We start from the raw sequence: 17692 nt of genomic DNA, 5'->3' as shown, positions 1-17692 counted from the left end.
TCCTTCGCGTTCTTCGCGTTCTTCGTGGTTCATTTAATCCATATTCTTTTAGTGAAAAACTCTTAACAAGTCCCCAATCACCAACTATGCTAACCTTTACTAATTCTACAGACTTGATTTTAGAAATTCCCGATACCACGCAGCAAAAAGCCAGACTGAGTAGTCAATCTTTTTCTAACTCCTATTCTCGCTATCAAGCATATATTAACGAACTTTGCTTAAATACAGTTTTGCAATGGCTACAAGAAGATTTAACACCACAAGCCAAGGTATGGCTATCTACCAATACATTACCCAGTTTTTGGGAATTTGTAAATGGAACTTCGGTAATAATAGACTCCAAAAAATTAATTTTAGTTCCTCAAGATACCATTGATTTAAGTGAATTGCGAGTACCTCAAGAATGGGTGGATATTCCAACTTGGGTGGGAGATTATTATTTAGCTGTACAAGTAGAACCAGAAGATGGTTATGTGAAGATTTGGGGTTATTGTACTCATGAACAACTGAAAACAAAAGGTAATTATGATGCAAGCGACCGCACTTATTCTCTAGATGCAAATGACATCACCCCAGATATCAACATCCTCACTTTAACATTACAACTTTGTCCCACAGAAAACACCCGCCAAACTATAACCTCATTACCACCTTTACCACAAACCCAAGCGCAAAACCTCATCACTCGGTTAGCAAATCCCGAAATTATCAACCCCCGTTCAGACATTCCATTTACCTTATGGGGTGCATTAATTGAACATGGTGGGTGGAGACAAAACTTATATCAACAACGTTTAGGAATACCAGAACAATGGTCAGTTTTGCAATGGTTACAACATGGTGTTTCCCAAATAGCTGAAAATTTTGGTTGGGAAAAATTAAATTTACAAAACGCCGCTGCTGGTGCTAGAAGTGTAACAGAAACCCAACCGCAACAAACACTGTCTCGTCAATTACAAATAGCTGGACAATTATACGAATTACTAATAACATCCCAAACAGAAGATACATGGCGCTTTGAACTACGTCATCTCACAGTTGGTTTAACCATTCCAGCAGGTTTTAAACTCCGACTTCTCACCGAAGATTTACAAACCTTTCCAGACAACGAAGCCGTAGCCACAACTGCTGTAGAATCATTATATATAGATGTGGCATTAGAACCAGGAGAAGGAATAGTTTGGGAAATTGAACCCTTACCGGAAAATTATGACCGTGAAATTCTCCGGTTTTAATTATGTTGAAATAAATGATTTAATTCTACTTTCTAAATTTCCAATATCTTCTTCACAAAGCTGACGAATTCTATTGTAACGTCGCGCTGCTTCTTCTGCTAAAATTTTCCTTCCCTCACCAGGTGCATCTAAAACATTTCGCTGTGCAGCAAAAGGAATAAAGTAAGCTTCTTTAGGATTAATTTCATGGCGAATTTCTTGCCAATTATAAGCTAAATCATGTCCAGCTAAAACCCAAACCTCTATTTCTTGCCAAGCATTTTCCGCTAACAATAACTTACCATCAGTTAAAATATTTTTAGCTTCTTCCTCAATTTTATCAAGTTGGTTTTTTCTTCCTGCTTTTCCATCTCTATCTACACACAGCAAAAAAAGGTCAACCATTCCTTTATATCTGTTAATAATGTTTTGGATATTCTCCCATTTTAGTGCTTCACTCACACCACCTAATAATGGGTCTTTGCAAACTATAACTTTAGTTTTAGGTTTTCCTAAAGCTTCCATCATTGCTGCAATAATCGGTTGCAGCATATATTGGTCTTTACGGAAATCTTCTGGAATGACAAGCACTCTCATTCAACTATTTCCTCATCTTCCAGAAATTCCACAGCATCTTCCAACCATCCAGATTCATGAAGTCGTGCTAAATCTTGTTCTTGAATAACTCGCTTTGCTTCTGGAATATCCAGAATACGTTTTATTTTAGCATCTGGTCTATCAGCTAAACGATAAGTTAAAGAAGCATATTCTAATGATTGTGGACTTAAAAGTCTGAGTAATTGCGGTGAATGAGTAGTAGCTACAACTTGAATTTTACCTTGAGAAACTTGGCGTTCAATTAATTGCAAAAGTAAATGTAAGCGAGTAGGGTGAATACCATTATCTATTTCTTCAAAAAAATAAAGTTTTGCAGGTTCTGAACCTAGTAAAGCTGCTATCATCGCTAAAAAACGCAGTGTACCATCAGATGCACTAATAGCAGAGATTTTTGTTCCATTTTTTTCCACTAAAGTTAGTAATGTCCTACCAGTAAAATCAGTAGGAAATTCAAAATCTACAACATCCATCGGGGTTAATTCTTGCATCCATTGTAATAAAGTTTGTTTGCGTTCTGGGTTTAAGCAAATATCTTGTAATACTGAAGAAAGATTTTCACCCCTATCACCTAAAATAGTTTGTCCTGGGATAGAAGGTTGTCTCATAGCATCGGGATTTAAATCTAAGAATCGCATTGAACTAAGAAAGGATATTACTTCTTTTGCTGCTTCTATCCTTGCTTTTAATTCCTCAGAGTTTGGTGATAATATTTCTGCATTTTGGTGAAGCAGAGAACGACGAATAGAAAAAGTAATTCTTTCTGTGATGGGAGGTTCTCCCAATATAAGAAATTTTTGCTTTTTGAATTCAGGTACTTTAACATCATGACCCGAATTAACTTCTATTCCATAATCTACTATTTTTTTAACGGAATTCATCAAAAAATTCAACTCAACTTCTAATGCAAAAGTTTCCTCACCAACAAAGGTGACTTCTCTTGTTCCTCCACGAATACCCCGCCATTGTAAAACCCCACCTTCAACCCATTTTTCACCAAAAATTTCAGCTAACTTATATCCTCTAGCAAGACCATGTAAAAAGCGAAAAGCATCCCGAATATTACTTTTACCAGAAGCATTAGTACCCACTATTAAAGTTAAATCGCCAAGATGTAGTTCCGCCTCTTTAAAATTTTTAAATCTTTCCAGCCGCAGTTTTGTAATCATAATTTTCCCAATACCAATATTATCAGGACTTACGCAAAATATCTCTCAAACCCTCTTTCCTTCGTGTACTTCGTGTCTTCGTGGTTCATTAATCCGTAACTTGTGCGTAAGTCCTAATTATATTATTTATTGGTGTAACCATACAATCAAAGCTTACGAAAAAATCTCTCTTAAATTCTCTTTTCTTAGTGTATTTGTGGTTCATCTCTTTATAGTTAACTGTGTTAGTAATAATTATACCTAAAATACACATTGAAAATTCTGAGTGTATTTTCACAATTTAATGTATAATTATAATATTCCAAAAACTACCGTTTTAACCCTTCAATTTTTAACTAACTATGATTGGTGTTGCAGTTGTCGGTACTGGATTTGGTCAAAAAGTACATATTCCCGCATTTCAAGTTCATCACAAAACCGAGATAGTTGCTATTTATCATCGAGATATTAATAAAGCTAAAACCATAGCCGCAACTCATCATATCCCCCACGCTAGTGATAACTTAACAGAAATTCTCGCTTTACCACAAGTGCAAGCAGTCAGCATTTCCACACCGCCATTTTTACACTATGAAATGGCCAAACAAGTCCTGCAAGCTGGTAAACATCTCTTACTAGAAAAACCCATCACCTTAAATGCAACCGAAGCCAAAGAACTATATCATTTAGCCAAAAAGCAAGATGTAATTGCATCTGTAGATTTTGAATTTCGCTTTGTTCCCGCATGGCAATTTTTTTCTCAACTTCTCTCCTCAAACTATGTTGGTAATTTGCGCTTAATCAAAATTGATTGGTTGGGTTCTTCCCGTGCGGATACATCCCGTCCTTGGAATTGGTATTCTAGCCAAGAACAAGGTGGTGGTGCATTAGGTTCTTTAGGTTCTCATGCTTTTGATTATATTAACTGGTTATTCGGTTCAGTTCGCAGATTAAATGCCTATTTAACTACAGCTATTCCCGAAAGAATTAATCCAGAAACAGGAAAATTAAAAGCAGTAGAAACAGATGATAATTGTCTGGTATCTTTGGAATTAACAAATGGTACACCTTGCCAAATTTCTATTAGTGCAGTGGTTCATGCAGACAGACCACATTGGCTAGAAGTGTATGGAGATAAAGGCACATTAGTTTTAGGAAGCTATAACCAAAAAGATTATATTCACGGTTTCCGGGTTTGGGGTTCACAACCAGGTCAACCTTTACAAGAAATAGAAATTCCTCAACATTTACTCTTTCCTCAACATTATAATGATGGTCGGATTTGTGCTTTTCTGCGTGTGGTAGACCAATGGGTAAAAGGTATTGAAACCAAGCAGGAAACTACACCATCTTTGTATGAGGGTGTGTATTCTCAATTATTAATGGATTTATCTCATCAATCTAATGAGTTAAGAACCTGGGTGGATGTACCAAGTTTAGATTCATTTTTAACAAATATTACGCCGTGTTGACAATTTTAGGTGAGATAATATACCTTTTATGAAGTGCGTTGAAATTTATCGACACCACTCGTCCGAACCTTGAAAACCGCATAACTTCGTTGACTGGTGTCGATAGCTTGCACCGTAAAGGTTTCAGCCTTTAAATGGCATTACTTGTTGAGAATTTTCTGGGTTTTATTGAGAATTTAAAAAGTGGTGTCGAAATGGGGGTCTGAAAGCCTTACTACGCAAAGTTTCCAGAAGTGAACTCTTTACAAACCCACTTCCCCGCAAGGGGATGGAAACGCAACAATGTTACCTTCACTTTGGAAGCGAAGCAGACTTTACAAAACCACTTCCCCGCAAGGGGATGGAAACCGGAAAGCACAACATTTTTAATGCTTTGGTGCTTTACAAAACCACTTCCCCGCAAGGGGATGGAAACACTTATTTTCGTGATTGCTTGTGGCAATAAAAATAAGTCTTTACAAAACCACTTCCCCACAAGGGGATGGAAACAAAAAAGAAGAGTCACCTTTTCAAGGAATTAGAGAAAAGCTTTACAAAACCACTTCCCCGCAAGGGGATGGAAACTGCCAATTACCTGGAATTAAAAATGTTATAACATAAGTTATAATGACATTAGCACCCCTAAAAATAATGCGGTGTCTTCACTCAAGAATTATCTTATGGCTGATAAAATTTATCCTATCAATCCGGCAAAAATTGGTAATCAAGATGGGTTTCGTCTCCCTCGTTCTTTTTTTAAAGACCATCCCCATTTAGCAAATGCTTCAGGTTACATAGAAGTATTATCAGATAACACATTTTTGGTAAAATTAGAGCCGGAAAATGTTAATAATCATGATGAAGATGAAGGGATAATGTTAAGCCTCTTTTTAGATTTTCTCGTCAAAGATGCTGTTCAAAATCCTAAACAATTAGTTATGTATACTCAGGAAATAAGTCAAGAAATAGATGATTTAGTTGCTGATGTAATCTTAGATTAGATTCAGAAATCAGGAACAAGGTAAATATTCTTTATTCACCAATACAAATTAGCAATTAATGGCTGAATTTACTTGTAATGGCTGGAAAATATTTTTTTATCCATTATTTAATACCCAATGGTTAGAACTGCGTGAAAAAGTCAAAAAATTAAAAGATGAATTACCCAAGGAGGAATTTCTACAACATCCAGATGCGAAATTATTAAAAGCGTTGAATATCGGAATTAAGGAAAAAATTCCCCAAGATCCTTTAGCATCATACTTTGTTTTACAAAAACCTTTACAAAAATATGGTCGTCTCAAAAAAATGGGACTGCCAGAAAGGTATAGATTATTTTTTAGAGTATTTAAAGAACCAAAAATAATTATTATTCTGTGGTTAGGATTTCCCCGCAAAGAAGGGGATAAAAAAGATTGCTACCAAGTGTTTACTAAAAAAGTAGAAAACGGTGAATTTCTCGAAAGTATTGATCAATTTATAGTTGAATCTAATTTAGATAATTCTGAATAGCTAAAAGGATTTTTCTAAATCAAATACGGATTTATTCATTAAAATGCTCCTGTCTGCGTTCCTGAATGAGTTCATCTACCAAATTTCTATCCGGGGATTTATCTTTTAATAACCCTCTTAATTTTTTAACTTGTTGTTTGAGACTAACTAATTGCAGTTTGCCATTATCTTCAAGTGTTAAAATTAATCTATCGCCGTCTTCTAAATTCAGAATTTGTTTAATTTCTTCAGGTAAAGTTAACCGTCCTTCTGGTTCAATGTCAAGTGTATAGTGTTGAGGAATTGATGAATTAGCAAGTGTCATAACTTGATATTCTCTTATTTTATACATCTTATTAGTTTAGCAAAACTCTAAACCAATGCTGATAGTATTACCTTTCTGACTCAGAATTCTTTATCTTCTCTTTCCCCACACCCTACACCCTTTTTCTCCATCCTGCCAACCATTAGGTACAATAATCATCTATTTAGAATTTTGTCGTCCAAAGGAAACTGGGGAATTATGGCGCGTCTGGCATTGCTGAGTGTATCTAACAAAACTGGTATAATTGACCTAGCCCGCAGCTTAGTGGAAGAATTTGGCTTTGATATTATCAGCAGTGGGGGAACAGCCAAAACCCTCAAGGATGCGGGAATTCCAGTGACAAAAGTTTCTGATTATACAGGTTCACCAGAAATTTTAGGTGGTCGGGTGAAAACTCTCCATCCCCGTATTCATGGCGGTATTTTAGCACGGCGGGATGTGGAGCAAGATATCAAGGATTTGGAAGATAACCAAATTCGTCCAATTGACTTAGTGGTGGTGAATCTGTATCCTTTTGAAGAAACCATTGCTAAACCTGGTGTCACTTTAGCCGATGCGGTGGAACAAATTGATATTGGTGGCCCTGCAATGTTAAGGGCTTCATCCAAAAACTTTGCCCATTTGACGGTATTATGTGATCCTGCTCAATATGATGAGTATTTGCAAGAATTACGCACAAATGGGTCAGCTTCTTTAGAATTTCGCCAAAAATGCGCCTTGAAGGGATTTCTGCACACAGCAAGTTATGATAACGCCATTGCTGCTTATTTGGCTGGTACACAAAGCGAAGGTCTACCAGAAACATACACTGTTTCCGGGACACAAATTCAACCTCTGCGCTATGGAGAAAACCCCCATCAACCCGCTGCTTGGTATCAAACAGGAACTAAACCCACAGGTTGGGCAGCAGCAACGAAACTGCAAGGTAAGGAACTCAGTTATAATAATTTGGTAGATTTGGAAGCTGCACGTCGCATTATTGCAGAATTTACTGAAAGTCCGGCAGCGACAATTATTAAACATACTAATCCCTGTGGAACTGCTGAGGCAGAAACCATTTTCGACGCTTATCAAAAAGCCTTTAATGCTGATTCTACCTCGGCTTTTGGTGGGATTGTGGCTTTAAACCGTACTATTGATGCAGCAACAGCAACGGAATTAACGAAGACATTTTTAGAATGCGTGGTTGCACCTGGTTGCGATGAAGAAGCCAAGGAAATTTTAACTAAGAAAGGTAATGTCAGAGTTTTGATTTTACCAGATTTGCTGACTGGACCGAAAGAAACAGTAAGAGCGATCGCAGGTGGTTTTTTAGTACAAACTGCTGATGATATCATTGCTGACACCAGTAAATGGCAAGTTGTCACCGAACGTCAACCGACACCTGCTGAGTTAGCCGAGTTGTTGTTTGCTTGGAAAGTTTGTAAGCACGTTAAATCTAACGCGATTGTCATCAGCAAAGACCGGACAACTTTAGGCGTAGGTGCTGGACAAATGAACCGCGTCGGTTCGACCAAAATAGCCGTAGAACAAGCGGGAGAAAAAGCGCAAGGTGCAGTTTTGGCTAGTGATGGTTTCTTCCCCTTTGATGATACTGTCAGAACCGCAGCCGCAGCCGGAATTACCGCCATTGTCCAACCAGGAGGAAGTCTGCGGGATAAAGATTCTATCAAAGCTGCGAATGAACTGGGTTTATTGATGGTTGTGACTGGGGTTCGCCATTTCTTGCACTAAGAGGTGACAGGTGACAGTGAAGAGGGAATAGGCCAGAAGTAATATGTCATTCTCCACATCACCCCATCACCCCATCACCCTAACCTTAGTGCAGTTGTGAAAGTGGCACTCAAGATACTACTTTTTCAATTCGCACTGATAATATTACTCTTGTGTGTGAGGAGCAATGTTGAATATAAAAAACGCTTGGGGTGGAAACACGGCAACACTCCCAGGCGTTTTTTATTGTGGCTACTAATAATATATTTAATTTACTAATATAAAATTTCCAATAAAACACTTGCTATTTAATTGAACCAGTGATATAGTTTATTTGTGTGTGAGGAGCAAAGTTCAAAAAGCGTTTGGGGTGGAAACACGGCAACACTCCCAGGCGCTTTTTGCATTAGATGAGATATGCAAAGCCAAAGATTAAATCAGCAAATTCAATTCATCATTGAAATTGACCAATTGAAGAAAATTTTACGACAAACTCTTCTTACCGATGCTTCAAGAAGAGAAAACAGTGCAGAACATTCTTGGCATTTAGCAATGATGGCTTTAACTTTAGCAGAATATGCCCCTCCAGAAGTTGAGATATTTCACGCTATTAAAATGTTGCTGATTCATGATTTAGTGGAAATTGATGCAGGTGATACTTTTTGCTATGATGTCCAGGGTAATAACAACAAAGCAGAACGAGAAACAAAAGCAGCATCTAGGTTATTTGGACTTTTACCAGAAGCACAAGCAAAAGAACTACATTTACTTTGGGAAGAGTTTGAAGCAGTCGAAACTCCAACCGCTAAATTTGCTGCTGCCCTAGACAGAATCCAGCCTTTATTGCATAATCAGCAAACTCAGGGTGGAACATGGAAAATTCATGGCATTACACAAAATCAAGTCATGAAAAGGATAGCACCAGTAGAAACAGGTGCGCCAACACTTTGGCCGTTTATTTTGCAGTTAATTGAAGATTGTATAAAAGCAGGATATCTCAAATCTTCTGCAAATTAAATTGTGTCAGAATTTCTTCCCACTCAGTTTCAGAAAGTGGTTGAACTTCTACCTGCATATTAAAACAATCACAAGCTGCAACAATTAAAGCCTCTATTACTGTTTTTCGATGGATATTTTGCGGAAGTTGAAGAGGAGTAAAAGCATCTTTTCCAAATACTTCCTTCAATAAATCTGCATCTGAATCTAGTAAAATAGAACCATGTTGTAAAATTGCCTTGCCTTTTGCCAGTTGGGCGCTACCAATTAATTTACTACCATCTGCTAAAATTAAATCTGCACCTGTCGCAGTTCCAAAACAGTTGGGATTGTGGATATAACCCCGGCCAGCTTGACCATAGTTTAACTCTACGCCGAGCGATCGCCATCCTTGAATCAAAAACTCACAAATCTTTGCATACACCTGTAAACGACTTCCCAGCAGTCCAGAAGTAACTACAGCGTAAGTTAAATCACCTTGGTGTAAAACTGCCCTACCACCACTAGGACGACGCACCAAATCAAGTTTATTACCTTGCCAAATTAAATTTGTCCAAAATTCCGGGTATTGTTTTTGATGATAACCCAGGGAAATAGCGGGTGGCGACCAAGTATAAAAACGTAGAGTGGGAGGATGCTTTCCTGACTCGTGTTGTTCCAGTAACCATCTATCAACTGCCATTTGCACATTACCAGCAGCTGTTAAAAAAGGAATTAGTCGCCAAACCTGTTTTATCAATTCAAAATCCCAAATCTAAAATCTAAAATCCCAAATCTAAAATTACCTATGCTGCACCAAATTCAGCAACCAACGCTTCATCATTATCATCGGCAATGGTGGCAACAATAGTAATGATGCGGGAAATTTCTCCTGGTGACAACTCTGCTAAAGTGCGTGTGGAAATAACAACAACTTGATTTTCAATAATCCCAAACCGGGCTTCAAAGGTACTCGTACAATTCAACTCTAACAGATGGCGTGTTAATTTGGGTTCATCTTTGGCGGGTAACTTCAACACCGCAGACCAAACGGTGATAGTATCTTCATCGGTAGAACCAGTGAGTTGTACATATACTTCCACGCTACCATATTTAAACTTCCACAGATAAGCACCCCCTGGTGTGTGGTTAACCATTGCGCTGTTATCTTGTTCCAGGGTGCCAATAACGTTTTCGATGACTTCTATATGGTTAAGAACTGATGTTTCGGCAATAATTTCATCAACTAATTCATCAGGAGTTAGGGTTTCTTGGTAAGTTGCCATACAGATTTATTCCTCAATATAGTTACTGCTTTAATCTACAACTACTTTATCGAAAATAGGGAAAAGGTGACAGGTGACAGGTGACAGGGAAAAGGAAAGAAAAAATAAAGGTGTACCTAGTTTCGTAAAAATCAAATAAGTAAGTTGGTGTGAAACAACAGAGGTATGTAACAAAATGTAAACTTGCTAAAAGTCCTTTCCCTCTTGCCTTTTGCCTTTTGCCTCTTGCCTTTTGCCTTGTGCCTTGCCATAATGACAATTTTTAATGCCAACCTACTTATGATTCCTATACCATATATTTTAATATACCTAAGTTTTAAGATTTTATGCAGCAAATAATACCTGAAGCTAATTCTTCTATCTCGCCAGTTTTACAAAAAAGTGTGCGAGAATTAGGTATTAACCCGAATCATTGGTATGTAGTTGCACGCAGTAGTGAAGTTACAAATAAACCTTTGGGTGTAACGATTTGGAAACAAGCGATCGCACTCTACAGAGATAGTAATGGCAAAGTTCACGCTTTAGAAGACCGTTGTCCCCATCGTCAAGTTAAACTCAGTCACGGGCAAGTTATCAACAACCAATTAGAATGTGCTTATCACGGATGGCAGTTTAATGGTGAAGGTGAATGTGCAGTAGTTCCCTATTTAGCAGCTAATCAAAAATTACCAACTTGTAAAATTCGCCGTTATCCAGTCAAAGAACAGGACGGTTTTATTTGGTTATTTCCCTCAAATATAGAACCATCTGTAGAACCATTGGGTTTACCAGAATGGGAACATTTAAATTATATTGCCACCGTTGCCGTTATTCAGACTCAAGCCCATTATTCCTATTTAATTGAAAACTTGATGGATATGTATCACGGACATTTACATCAAGATTTGCAAGCTTGGGCAGAAGCATCACTGCAAAATATTGATGAAGATGAAAATAGTGTTCATGCCCATTATACCGCCCAAAGTTATTACAAAATAGATAAAATTTGGTCGATATCCCAACTATTTTTCCCTGCTTTACGACGTTTACATCCTGAACCCTTAGATGTCAGTTATGTTTATCCCCATTGGGTATCTACCTTGGGTCAGGATTTTAAAATTTACTGTTTATTATGTCCTATCAATGAGACAGAAACCAAAGCCTATTTAATTCATTTTACTTCATTAAATGCCTTTTGGCGCTTGCACAAATTACCTTTATGGTTTAGGCGGTTTATCAAAGATAGCTTATTTGGTGCAGCCCAGAAATTACTTGATGGTTTGGTAATCCAAGATGTAAAAATGATTGAAGAAGAACAACAAGCTTATCTACAGAAGCCGGAAATACGTAATTATGAGTTAAATCGAGCTTTAGGTAGTGTACAGAAGCTGATGAAAACTCAAGTTGAGAAATTGAGGGTAGGGAATAGGGAATAATTAACCGTACTTGATATCACCTAATATAACTTGGCAACAATTTCTCCAGCTTTTGCGTCAAACTCAAAAAGATACTCAAATAATCAGATCCCCAATTTTTCAAACATTTGGGGATCTAAATCCAATACTCATCAAATATTTCTCATTTGCTGAAAATGAAAAACTTCTCTAACCTAAAAACTAATCTTTATCAAAGAAAAACTGCCGTTTCTTTGCTGTTAACTGCCATTTTATCCATCAGTGGCGGTTTAACTTTCATTAATAATTCTGCTGCTTCTGCAAATCCCGTTAATGCCCAACAAAGAAACATACAAAACACAAAAATTAAACCTGTACCAATTCCTAAAAACGAATTACCACCTCCTTTAGATAAAGGTGTAGTCTTCCGGGAAATTTCCAGTGGTGGTATAACTGGGGCAATTTATCAAACAGTTCTACTCAATGATGGAATTTTAACCCGCGTGCGTATTGGTGATGCTAATGATTCTGAACGTAGCGTTCGCAGGGTTTCTTCACAAGAACTAAAACAGTTTCAAAGGTTGTTGAAGAAAAACAACATCTCTAGATACAACAACCTCAGTTATCTAAGTTATGGTGCTGCTGCTGATTACATTACCTATACCCTAACTAGTAAAGAAGGAACATTTCAGTACAATGATCTTACCCAAAATGGACTGCCGAATAAATTACAGTCTGTTGTTTCCGCTTGGAATCAGTTGAAAAATAATGCTAAACCACTGTAATATCTGTTTGAACCTTTATCATATCTGTGGGGGCAGGGAATAGGGAACAGGGAATAGAAAGGAGGTACAAGGCAAAAGTTTTTGAATTTTTAATATTTAATAAGTAAGTCGGCACGAAAAAACCAAGCAAGTACAAAAATGTAAAATTGCTAAAAACCTCTTCCCTCCTGCCTACTGCTTTGCCATACCGACAATTTTTAACGCCTACTTACTTAGATTTGCTTGTACCTTCTACAAACTCCAACCTAAAGCAGATGCGACTTGACCAGCTAATGCAATAGGATCAAAAGGTTTAGCGATCGCACTTTTCATGCCTAATTGAGCATAGCGACGACGGTCAGTAGCTTGAATTTTTGCAGTTAATAAAATCACCGGAATCTGTTTTGTAGCTGGATTTGCTTGTAATTTTTCAAAAGCAGCAAGTCCATCCATATCTGGCATCATCACATCTAGTAAAATCGCATCGGGTTGGTCATTTTCTGCTTGTATTATCCCTTCTTTTCCTGAACTAGCAGTTAGCACTTCCCAACCAGCAACAGTTTCCAAGCAAACCTTGACAACTTCTTGAATAGTTTGTTCATTATCAACTACTAAAATGCGCTTTTTTTCCATGATTCTATCTTCTCATTTTTAATTTTTATTTTTTAATTTTTAATTTCTATGAGTCATTTTTTTCAATAAAGACATAACTCTTTGTTCAAATTCACTAGTAGTAACTCTTCCTTTGGTCAAAAATTCTGTATGTCCTAATTTTAGCCTATGACGTTCCGATACATCCAAATCCTTGGCAGAATAAACAACCACAGGAATACTGCAAAGTTGATTATGTTGCTTCAGCCAATCTACGACTGTAAAACCATCACTTTCCGGCAAAATTAAATCCAGAATTAGTAAATCAGGATTAACTTTTTGACTGACATGAATAGCTTCTCGACCGGTTCTGGCGATAAAAGTGTCAATATCATGTCTTTCAAATAAAGTAGCTAACAAATTTGCTAAATCATGATCATCTTCAACAATTAAAATTTTGACTTTTCTCGAAGGTTCATTGACAACTTTACTTAAAGAATGTAATAGAGATATTTCCTCTACTGGCTTGCTTAACCAGTCTACAAACTCAGCGTTAGGAGAACTACTTTTACTAGGTTTATAAACACTACAAATCACAATGGGAATATTCTGTGTATCTTCCCGTTCTTTTAAAACGGCCATTGTTTCCCAACCATTCATCTTGGGCATCAATAAATCTAGGACAATCACATCTGGATGGGTAGTCACTGCTTGAGCGATCGCTTCTTCTCCTGTACCTACTGTTATCACTCTATATCCACCCTTTTCTAATAAATTTTGTAACTCCAATCGAATTAAATCATCATCATCACAAACCAAAACCAGCGGAGAATAGGATTGTTCAGTGATAGATTGATCTACACCATAATCTTCCACATCATCACTGTAATTAATTGCTAAAAACGGCAACGTAAAATAAAAACTACTTCCTACCCCCAAGGTACTCTCCACCCATATTTTACCACTGTGTTGTTGGACAATGCTCTTACAAATTGCCAAACCTAAACCAGTACCCTCATGATTTCGAGAATCGGAAGAATCAACCTGTTGAAATCGCTCAAAAATACTCTCTAATTTATCTACTGGTATTCCCCTACCACTATCTTTCACTGTTAACAGAATTTGTTCATTTTGTTGTTGTGCTGTTAGCCAAACTGTTGATTCAGCAGTAGAGAATTTAATAGCATTACTCAACAAATTAGTTATAGTCTGCACAATCCGGTCTGGATCAGCCCATAGTTGTACAGGCACACTAGAAATAGATAAATTTACTCCGGCTTTATCAGCAAGAGGCTGCATAATATTTACAGCAGAAGCAATTAAATCCTGTAAATTACAGGTTTCTCGCTCCATTTTTACCTTACCCGATTCAATTCTTTCGATATCCAGAATATCATTAATTAACCGCACCAATCGCTCAGTGCTATCAGTAGCAATTTGCAGCAAACGTTTACCTTGTTCTGAATCTGTTGGCAATAAACCACTAGCTAACATCCCTAAAGAACCATGAATTGAAGTTAGGGGAGTACGCAGTTCATGACTGACTACAGACACAAACTCATCTTTCATTTTTTCCACTTGCTTGCGGTCAGTTATGTCACGCAAAATCACAGTGTAAACACATTCATTGCCCATATCTAATTTAGAAATAGAAGCCTCGGCGGGAAATTCAGTTCCATCTTTATGCCGACCAAATATTTCGCGTCTTTCTCCCATTCTTCGCGCCGGACTAGGAGATTTACCAAAATCAGTTATATGATGACGATGTTGTTCACTAAAACGCATGGGTAACAACATATCCAAATCTTTACCGAGGACTTCATCAGCAGAGTAACCAAAAATTTTTTCTGCACCTTGGTTAAATAAAGTAATCCTTTGACTACCATCAATAGAAATAATCGCATCATCAGCAATACTCAAAATTCCTTCAAATCGAGTTTGAGAAATTCTTAAAGCTTCCTGTGTACGTCGGCGTTCATCCAGTTGGGCTTGCAACTGATGATTAACAGTAATTAATTCGGCTGTGCGTTCTGCTACTCTTAATTCTAGTTCTTCATTGGCTCGATACAAAGCTAACTCTGTCTGCCTACTTTGAGTAATATCACGAATTACAATTTGCGCTGCGGGTTTACCTTGATAAGTCACAGCAGCAGCCACAATTTCTACATCAATAACAGTTCCATCCAGCCGTAAAAACTGTTCTTCATGTAAAGGAATTGACTGTTGATTTGTTCTCAGATTTTGCAGTTGTTGTTCAACTCCTGTTTTTGAATTTGTTGATACAAAATCAAGTAATTGTTTGCCTAATAATTTCGTCGGTTGCTGGGCACCAAACAGCTTGACTGCTGCACTATTAACTAAGACTACCTTTCCTTGGGTTTCTACCAAAATTGCTTCTGGAAAAAGTTCTACTAACTGTTGATAATTTGCCTGGTTTTGTAGTCCTGTTGCCACTGCACTAGTGACAGTACCATTGGCGATGTCTGCTAGTTGCGCTGCTGCTAAAGTTTCATCAGCATCTGTTAACCGTTGCTCACCAATTGAGTCTTGATCAGCAATCATCACTAAAGGTAATTCCTGAGTATTTGTAGATGGAATGATATTTTCTTGCTTCTTACCCTCAATTTCTTGACGCAATAACTTGACCCAAGTTTGCAGTTTAGTCGTTTCAGTTGCACTTAAAGTTTTACTAGATTTCAGTAAATTCTCAATTTTTCTAGCTAACTCTGAACCAAATTTTAAACCAAAAGTTCCTAAAGATCCCGCCAAGGTGTGAGCTTCTGCCACTGCTTGGGTACGCAATTGTGGAGTTAAAACTAAGGCGGCTTGCTCTAATATACTTACCTGTTGATTTATCCGGCCATAAAATCGTTGCCAAATATCTGCAATGGCTGTCAGAATTCGCTGGGATTTTGAATTGGTATCATCTTCATCTACTTCCCCTACTTCCCCTCCTCTCTCCCTGCTGGTTGCTTGTTCCCCCTCTTCTTCCTGAGCTTTGAGGCGATAACCAATGCCATATACTGTTTCTATGAAATCATTGTTAGCCCCCACGGATCTCAGCTTCATTCGCAAACCTTTAATATGGGTACGAACGGCTTCTTCTCCTGGTGTGTCTTCATAAGACCAAAGATGCTCTAAAATCATCCCACAGCTAAATACACGGCGATTATTTCTTAAAAATAGTTCTAATAGTGCATACTCTTTTGGTGTCAGGGAGAGTAAATTTTGATTATAAGTGACTTCACAATTGCTAGGATCTAATCGTAAATTTCCCCATTCCAATATAGGTTGTGAAGCTACACCACCGCGTCGTAATAATGCTCGTACACGCGCTACCAGTTCTTCTGGCTCAAAAGGCTTAACTACGTAATCATCAGCACCGGCATCCAAGCCAATCGCTTTTTCGTGGCTGCTATCACATCCTGTTAATAATAAAATAGGTACTGACCGACCACTAGAACGGATTTTCTTGCATAAGCTAATACCGTCTAGTTTCGGCAACATGATATCTAATAAAATTAAATCATAATCGTAAGTTTCCACTAAATCCCAAGCAGCATTCCCATCATTGGCTATTTCTACAGCATAATTTTGATCTGAAAGCACAGTAGTGAGTGCATAAGCATTTAACTCATCATCCTCAACAACTAAAATCTTCATTGTAAATGCTTTCCTAATGTAGTGTTTTAAAAATCGGATACTCAGTAAAATAACTTTATAGTAAAATAATTTATGATCAATTTGTAAAAAATTGAATAGGCTTAAAGATAGATCCTAAGTATTAAATTTAGTTTAAAAAATAAAAAAACTTAAAGTCTGGGTAGTATAGCAGTAATCAAACAGGACTTGAGCAAAATATCTCAGCAAACCCTATTTCCTTAGTGTTATTAGGGTCTGTGTGGTTTATTTTTCAGCTACCTGTGCGTAAGTCCTATAAAAAATATATCCTCACAAGTTCCTCAAATTCTTGGTTTATAAGGAGATTGTAGAACACAGCTATGGGAGTAATATCAAGTCCGACAAATTACTGATGATTCCCGCATCTGTAGAACATCATCAGGCATATCTTTCCTACATCTCCTACCCCACAGTCTTACATCCTGACCAGGAGAAGTTATCACTTGTTATCAATGCAAGCAACAAAATTATCTCCTTTACTTTTCATTCAGCACTCCGCACCCTATTGGTGAGACTACAGAAAGGTATTCTATGTTTAACAACATTCTCGTGGCATTAGATCGGTCAGAAATGAATCAATCGGTTTTTGACCAAGCCTTATCTTTAGCAAAGTTAACATCTGCTAACTTAATGTTACTTCACGTTTTATCACCGGAGGAAGACACTATTCCTGATGTCATGATTTTACCTAATACGGATTACTATCCAGGCTGGGGTGATGAAAGTATGAAATTGTACCTAAAAAAACTAGAAATTCATAAAAACGAAGGTTTGCAAATGTTACAAAAATTCAGCGCCCAAGCTAATAATGCCAATATTGATACGCAGTTTATCCAAAAAGTCGGTAGCCCAGGTAGTGTTATTTGCAACTTAGCTAGAGAATGGAATGCTGACTTAATTATGATGGGGCGGCGGGGACTTTCTGGAATCACAGAATTCTTAATCGGTAGTGTCAGTAACTATGTGCTTCATCACGCGCCTTGCTCTGTGCATATTATACATTTGCCTGTAAAAGTAAAAGCTGATTGAGTCAACAACAGGGTGTGGGGTGTGGGGTGTGGGGTG

Annotated in this window: 17 protein-coding genes; 10 read left to right on the top strand and 7 right to left on the bottom strand. The window is 37.5% G+C overall.

What is annotated here, in order from left to right; all coding sequences use genetic code 11:
• Window positions 1-86: 86 nt before the first annotated feature.
• The gene (locus tag A0J48_RS09465; protein ID WP_200322499.1) at window positions 87-1235 is read left to right on the top strand and encodes a DUF1822 family protein; all 1149 of its coding nucleotides are present in this window, start codon (window positions 87-89) and stop codon (window positions 1233-1235) included.
• Here A0J48_RS09465 and A0J48_RS09460 read toward each other — a convergent pair whose 3' ends face one another.
• Together A0J48_RS09460 and A0J48_RS09455 are read right to left on the bottom strand one after the other, a co-directional pair.
• Window positions 1236-1811 carry a hypothetical protein gene (locus tag A0J48_RS09460; RefSeq protein WP_200322497.1) on the bottom strand — a complete coding sequence of 192 codons (576 nt, stop codon included), beginning with the start codon at window positions 1809-1811 and terminating at the stop codon, window positions 1236-1238.
• Complete coding sequence (locus A0J48_RS09455) at window positions 1808-2998, bottom strand: AAA family ATPase (protein WP_200322495.1); 1191 nt, start codon at window positions 2996-2998, stop codon at window positions 1808-1810. The genes A0J48_RS09460 and A0J48_RS09455 overlap by 4 nt, the downstream gene beginning before the upstream one ends.
• A gap of 341 nt (window positions 2999-3339) precedes the next feature.
• On the opposite strand from A0J48_RS09455, the gene A0J48_RS09450 reads away from it, so the two are divergent.
• The 4 genes from A0J48_RS09450 to A0J48_RS09440 all read left to right on the top strand — a co-directional run bounded on the left by A0J48_RS09450 (window position 3340) and on the right by A0J48_RS09440 (window position 5940).
• Window positions 3340-4449: a Gfo/Idh/MocA family protein gene (locus A0J48_RS09450; protein ID WP_200322493.1), complete on the top strand. Its 1110-nt coding sequence runs from the start codon at window positions 3340-3342 to the stop codon at window positions 4447-4449.
• A gap of 435 nt (window positions 4450-4884) precedes the next feature.
• Complete coding sequence (locus A0J48_RS27735) at window positions 4885-5049, top strand: hypothetical protein (protein WP_411841126.1); 165 nt, start codon at window positions 4885-4887, stop codon at window positions 5047-5049.
• 59 nt (window positions 5050-5108) lie between these two features.
• A complete protein-coding gene (locus tag A0J48_RS09445; RefSeq protein WP_200322491.1) occupies window positions 5109-5429 on the top strand; it encodes an AbrB/MazE/SpoVT family DNA-binding domain-containing protein in 321 nt (106 codons plus the stop codon).
• Window positions 5430-5487: 58 nt separating this feature from the next.
• Window positions 5488-5940 (top strand): type II toxin-antitoxin system YhaV family toxin, encoded by a 453-nt coding sequence (locus tag A0J48_RS09440; protein WP_200322489.1) that lies wholly within the window; start codon window positions 5488-5490, stop codon window positions 5938-5940.
• Between the two features lie 31 nt (window positions 5941-5971).
• Here A0J48_RS09440 and A0J48_RS09435 read toward each other — a convergent pair whose 3' ends face one another.
• Entirely contained in the window at window positions 5972-6244 is a 273-nt protein-coding gene (locus A0J48_RS09435) for an AbrB/MazE/SpoVT family DNA-binding domain-containing protein (RefSeq protein WP_200322487.1), read from the bottom strand.
• A 198-nt stretch (window positions 6245-6442) separates the two neighbouring features.
• Here A0J48_RS09435 and purH point away from each other — a divergent pair, with 198 nt between their 5' ends.
• Window positions 6443-7978 carry a bifunctional phosphoribosylaminoimidazolecarboxamide formyltransferase/IMP cyclohydrolase gene (purH, locus tag A0J48_RS09430; RefSeq protein ID WP_200322485.1) on the top strand — a complete coding sequence of 512 codons (1536 nt, stop codon included), beginning with the start codon at window positions 6443-6445 and terminating at the stop codon, window positions 7976-7978.
• A gap of 396 nt (window positions 7979-8374) precedes the next feature.
• Window positions 8375-8974, top strand: a complete 600-nt coding sequence (locus A0J48_RS09425) for an HD domain-containing protein (RefSeq protein WP_200322483.1) — start codon at window positions 8375-8377, stop codon at window positions 8972-8974.
• Here A0J48_RS09425 and A0J48_RS09420 read toward each other — a convergent pair.
• Both A0J48_RS09420 and A0J48_RS09415 read right to left on the bottom strand, forming a co-directional pair.
• Entirely contained in the window at window positions 8955-9635 is a 681-nt protein-coding gene (locus tag A0J48_RS09420) for a lipoate--protein ligase family protein (protein ID WP_200322561.1), read from the bottom strand. The two genes, A0J48_RS09425 and A0J48_RS09420, sit on opposite strands and share 20 nt — an antisense overlap.
• Before the next feature lie 103 nt (window positions 9636-9738).
• Window positions 9739-10218, bottom strand: coding sequence for a YbjN domain-containing protein (locus tag A0J48_RS09415; protein ID WP_200322481.1), 480 nt, complete (start codon window positions 10216-10218; stop codon window positions 9739-9741).
• A gap of 326 nt (window positions 10219-10544) precedes the next feature.
• On the opposite strand from A0J48_RS09415, the gene A0J48_RS09410 reads away from it, so the two are divergent.
• Window positions 10545-11633: an aromatic ring-hydroxylating dioxygenase subunit alpha gene (locus A0J48_RS09410; RefSeq protein WP_200322479.1), complete on the top strand. Its 1089-nt coding sequence runs from the start codon at window positions 10545-10547 to the stop codon at window positions 11631-11633.
• A gap of 155 nt (window positions 11634-11788) precedes the next feature.
• Complete coding sequence (locus A0J48_RS09405) at window positions 11789-12376, top strand: hypothetical protein (RefSeq protein WP_200322477.1); 588 nt, start codon at window positions 11789-11791, stop codon at window positions 12374-12376.
• 231 nt (window positions 12377-12607) lie between these two features.
• On the opposite strand, the gene A0J48_RS09400 is transcribed toward A0J48_RS09405, so the two are convergent.
• Window positions 12608-12988 carry a response regulator gene (locus tag A0J48_RS09400; protein ID WP_200322475.1) on the bottom strand — a complete coding sequence of 127 codons (381 nt, stop codon included), beginning with the start codon at window positions 12986-12988 and terminating at the stop codon, window positions 12608-12610.
• A 39-nt stretch (window positions 12989-13027) separates the two neighbouring features.
• Window positions 13028-16609, bottom strand: a complete 3582-nt coding sequence (locus tag A0J48_RS09395) for a response regulator (RefSeq protein WP_200322473.1) — start codon at window positions 16607-16609, stop codon at window positions 13028-13030.
• Between the two features lie 549 nt (window positions 16610-17158).
• Here A0J48_RS09395 and A0J48_RS09390 point away from each other — a divergent pair.
• On the top strand, window positions 17159-17656 hold the full coding sequence (locus A0J48_RS09390) for a universal stress protein (RefSeq protein ID WP_200322471.1): 498 nt from the start codon (window positions 17159-17161) through the stop codon (window positions 17654-17656).
• The last annotated feature ends 36 nt before the right edge of the window (window positions 17657-17692 follow it).

The sequence above is a fragment of the Sphaerospermopsis aphanizomenoides BCCUSP55 genome, from assembly GCF_001586785.1.
GTDB lineage: Bacteria > Cyanobacteriota > Cyanobacteriia > Cyanobacteriales > Nostocaceae > Sphaerospermopsis_A > Sphaerospermopsis_A aphanizomenoides_A.
This window is presented reverse-complemented; position numbering and strand designations above follow the sequence as displayed.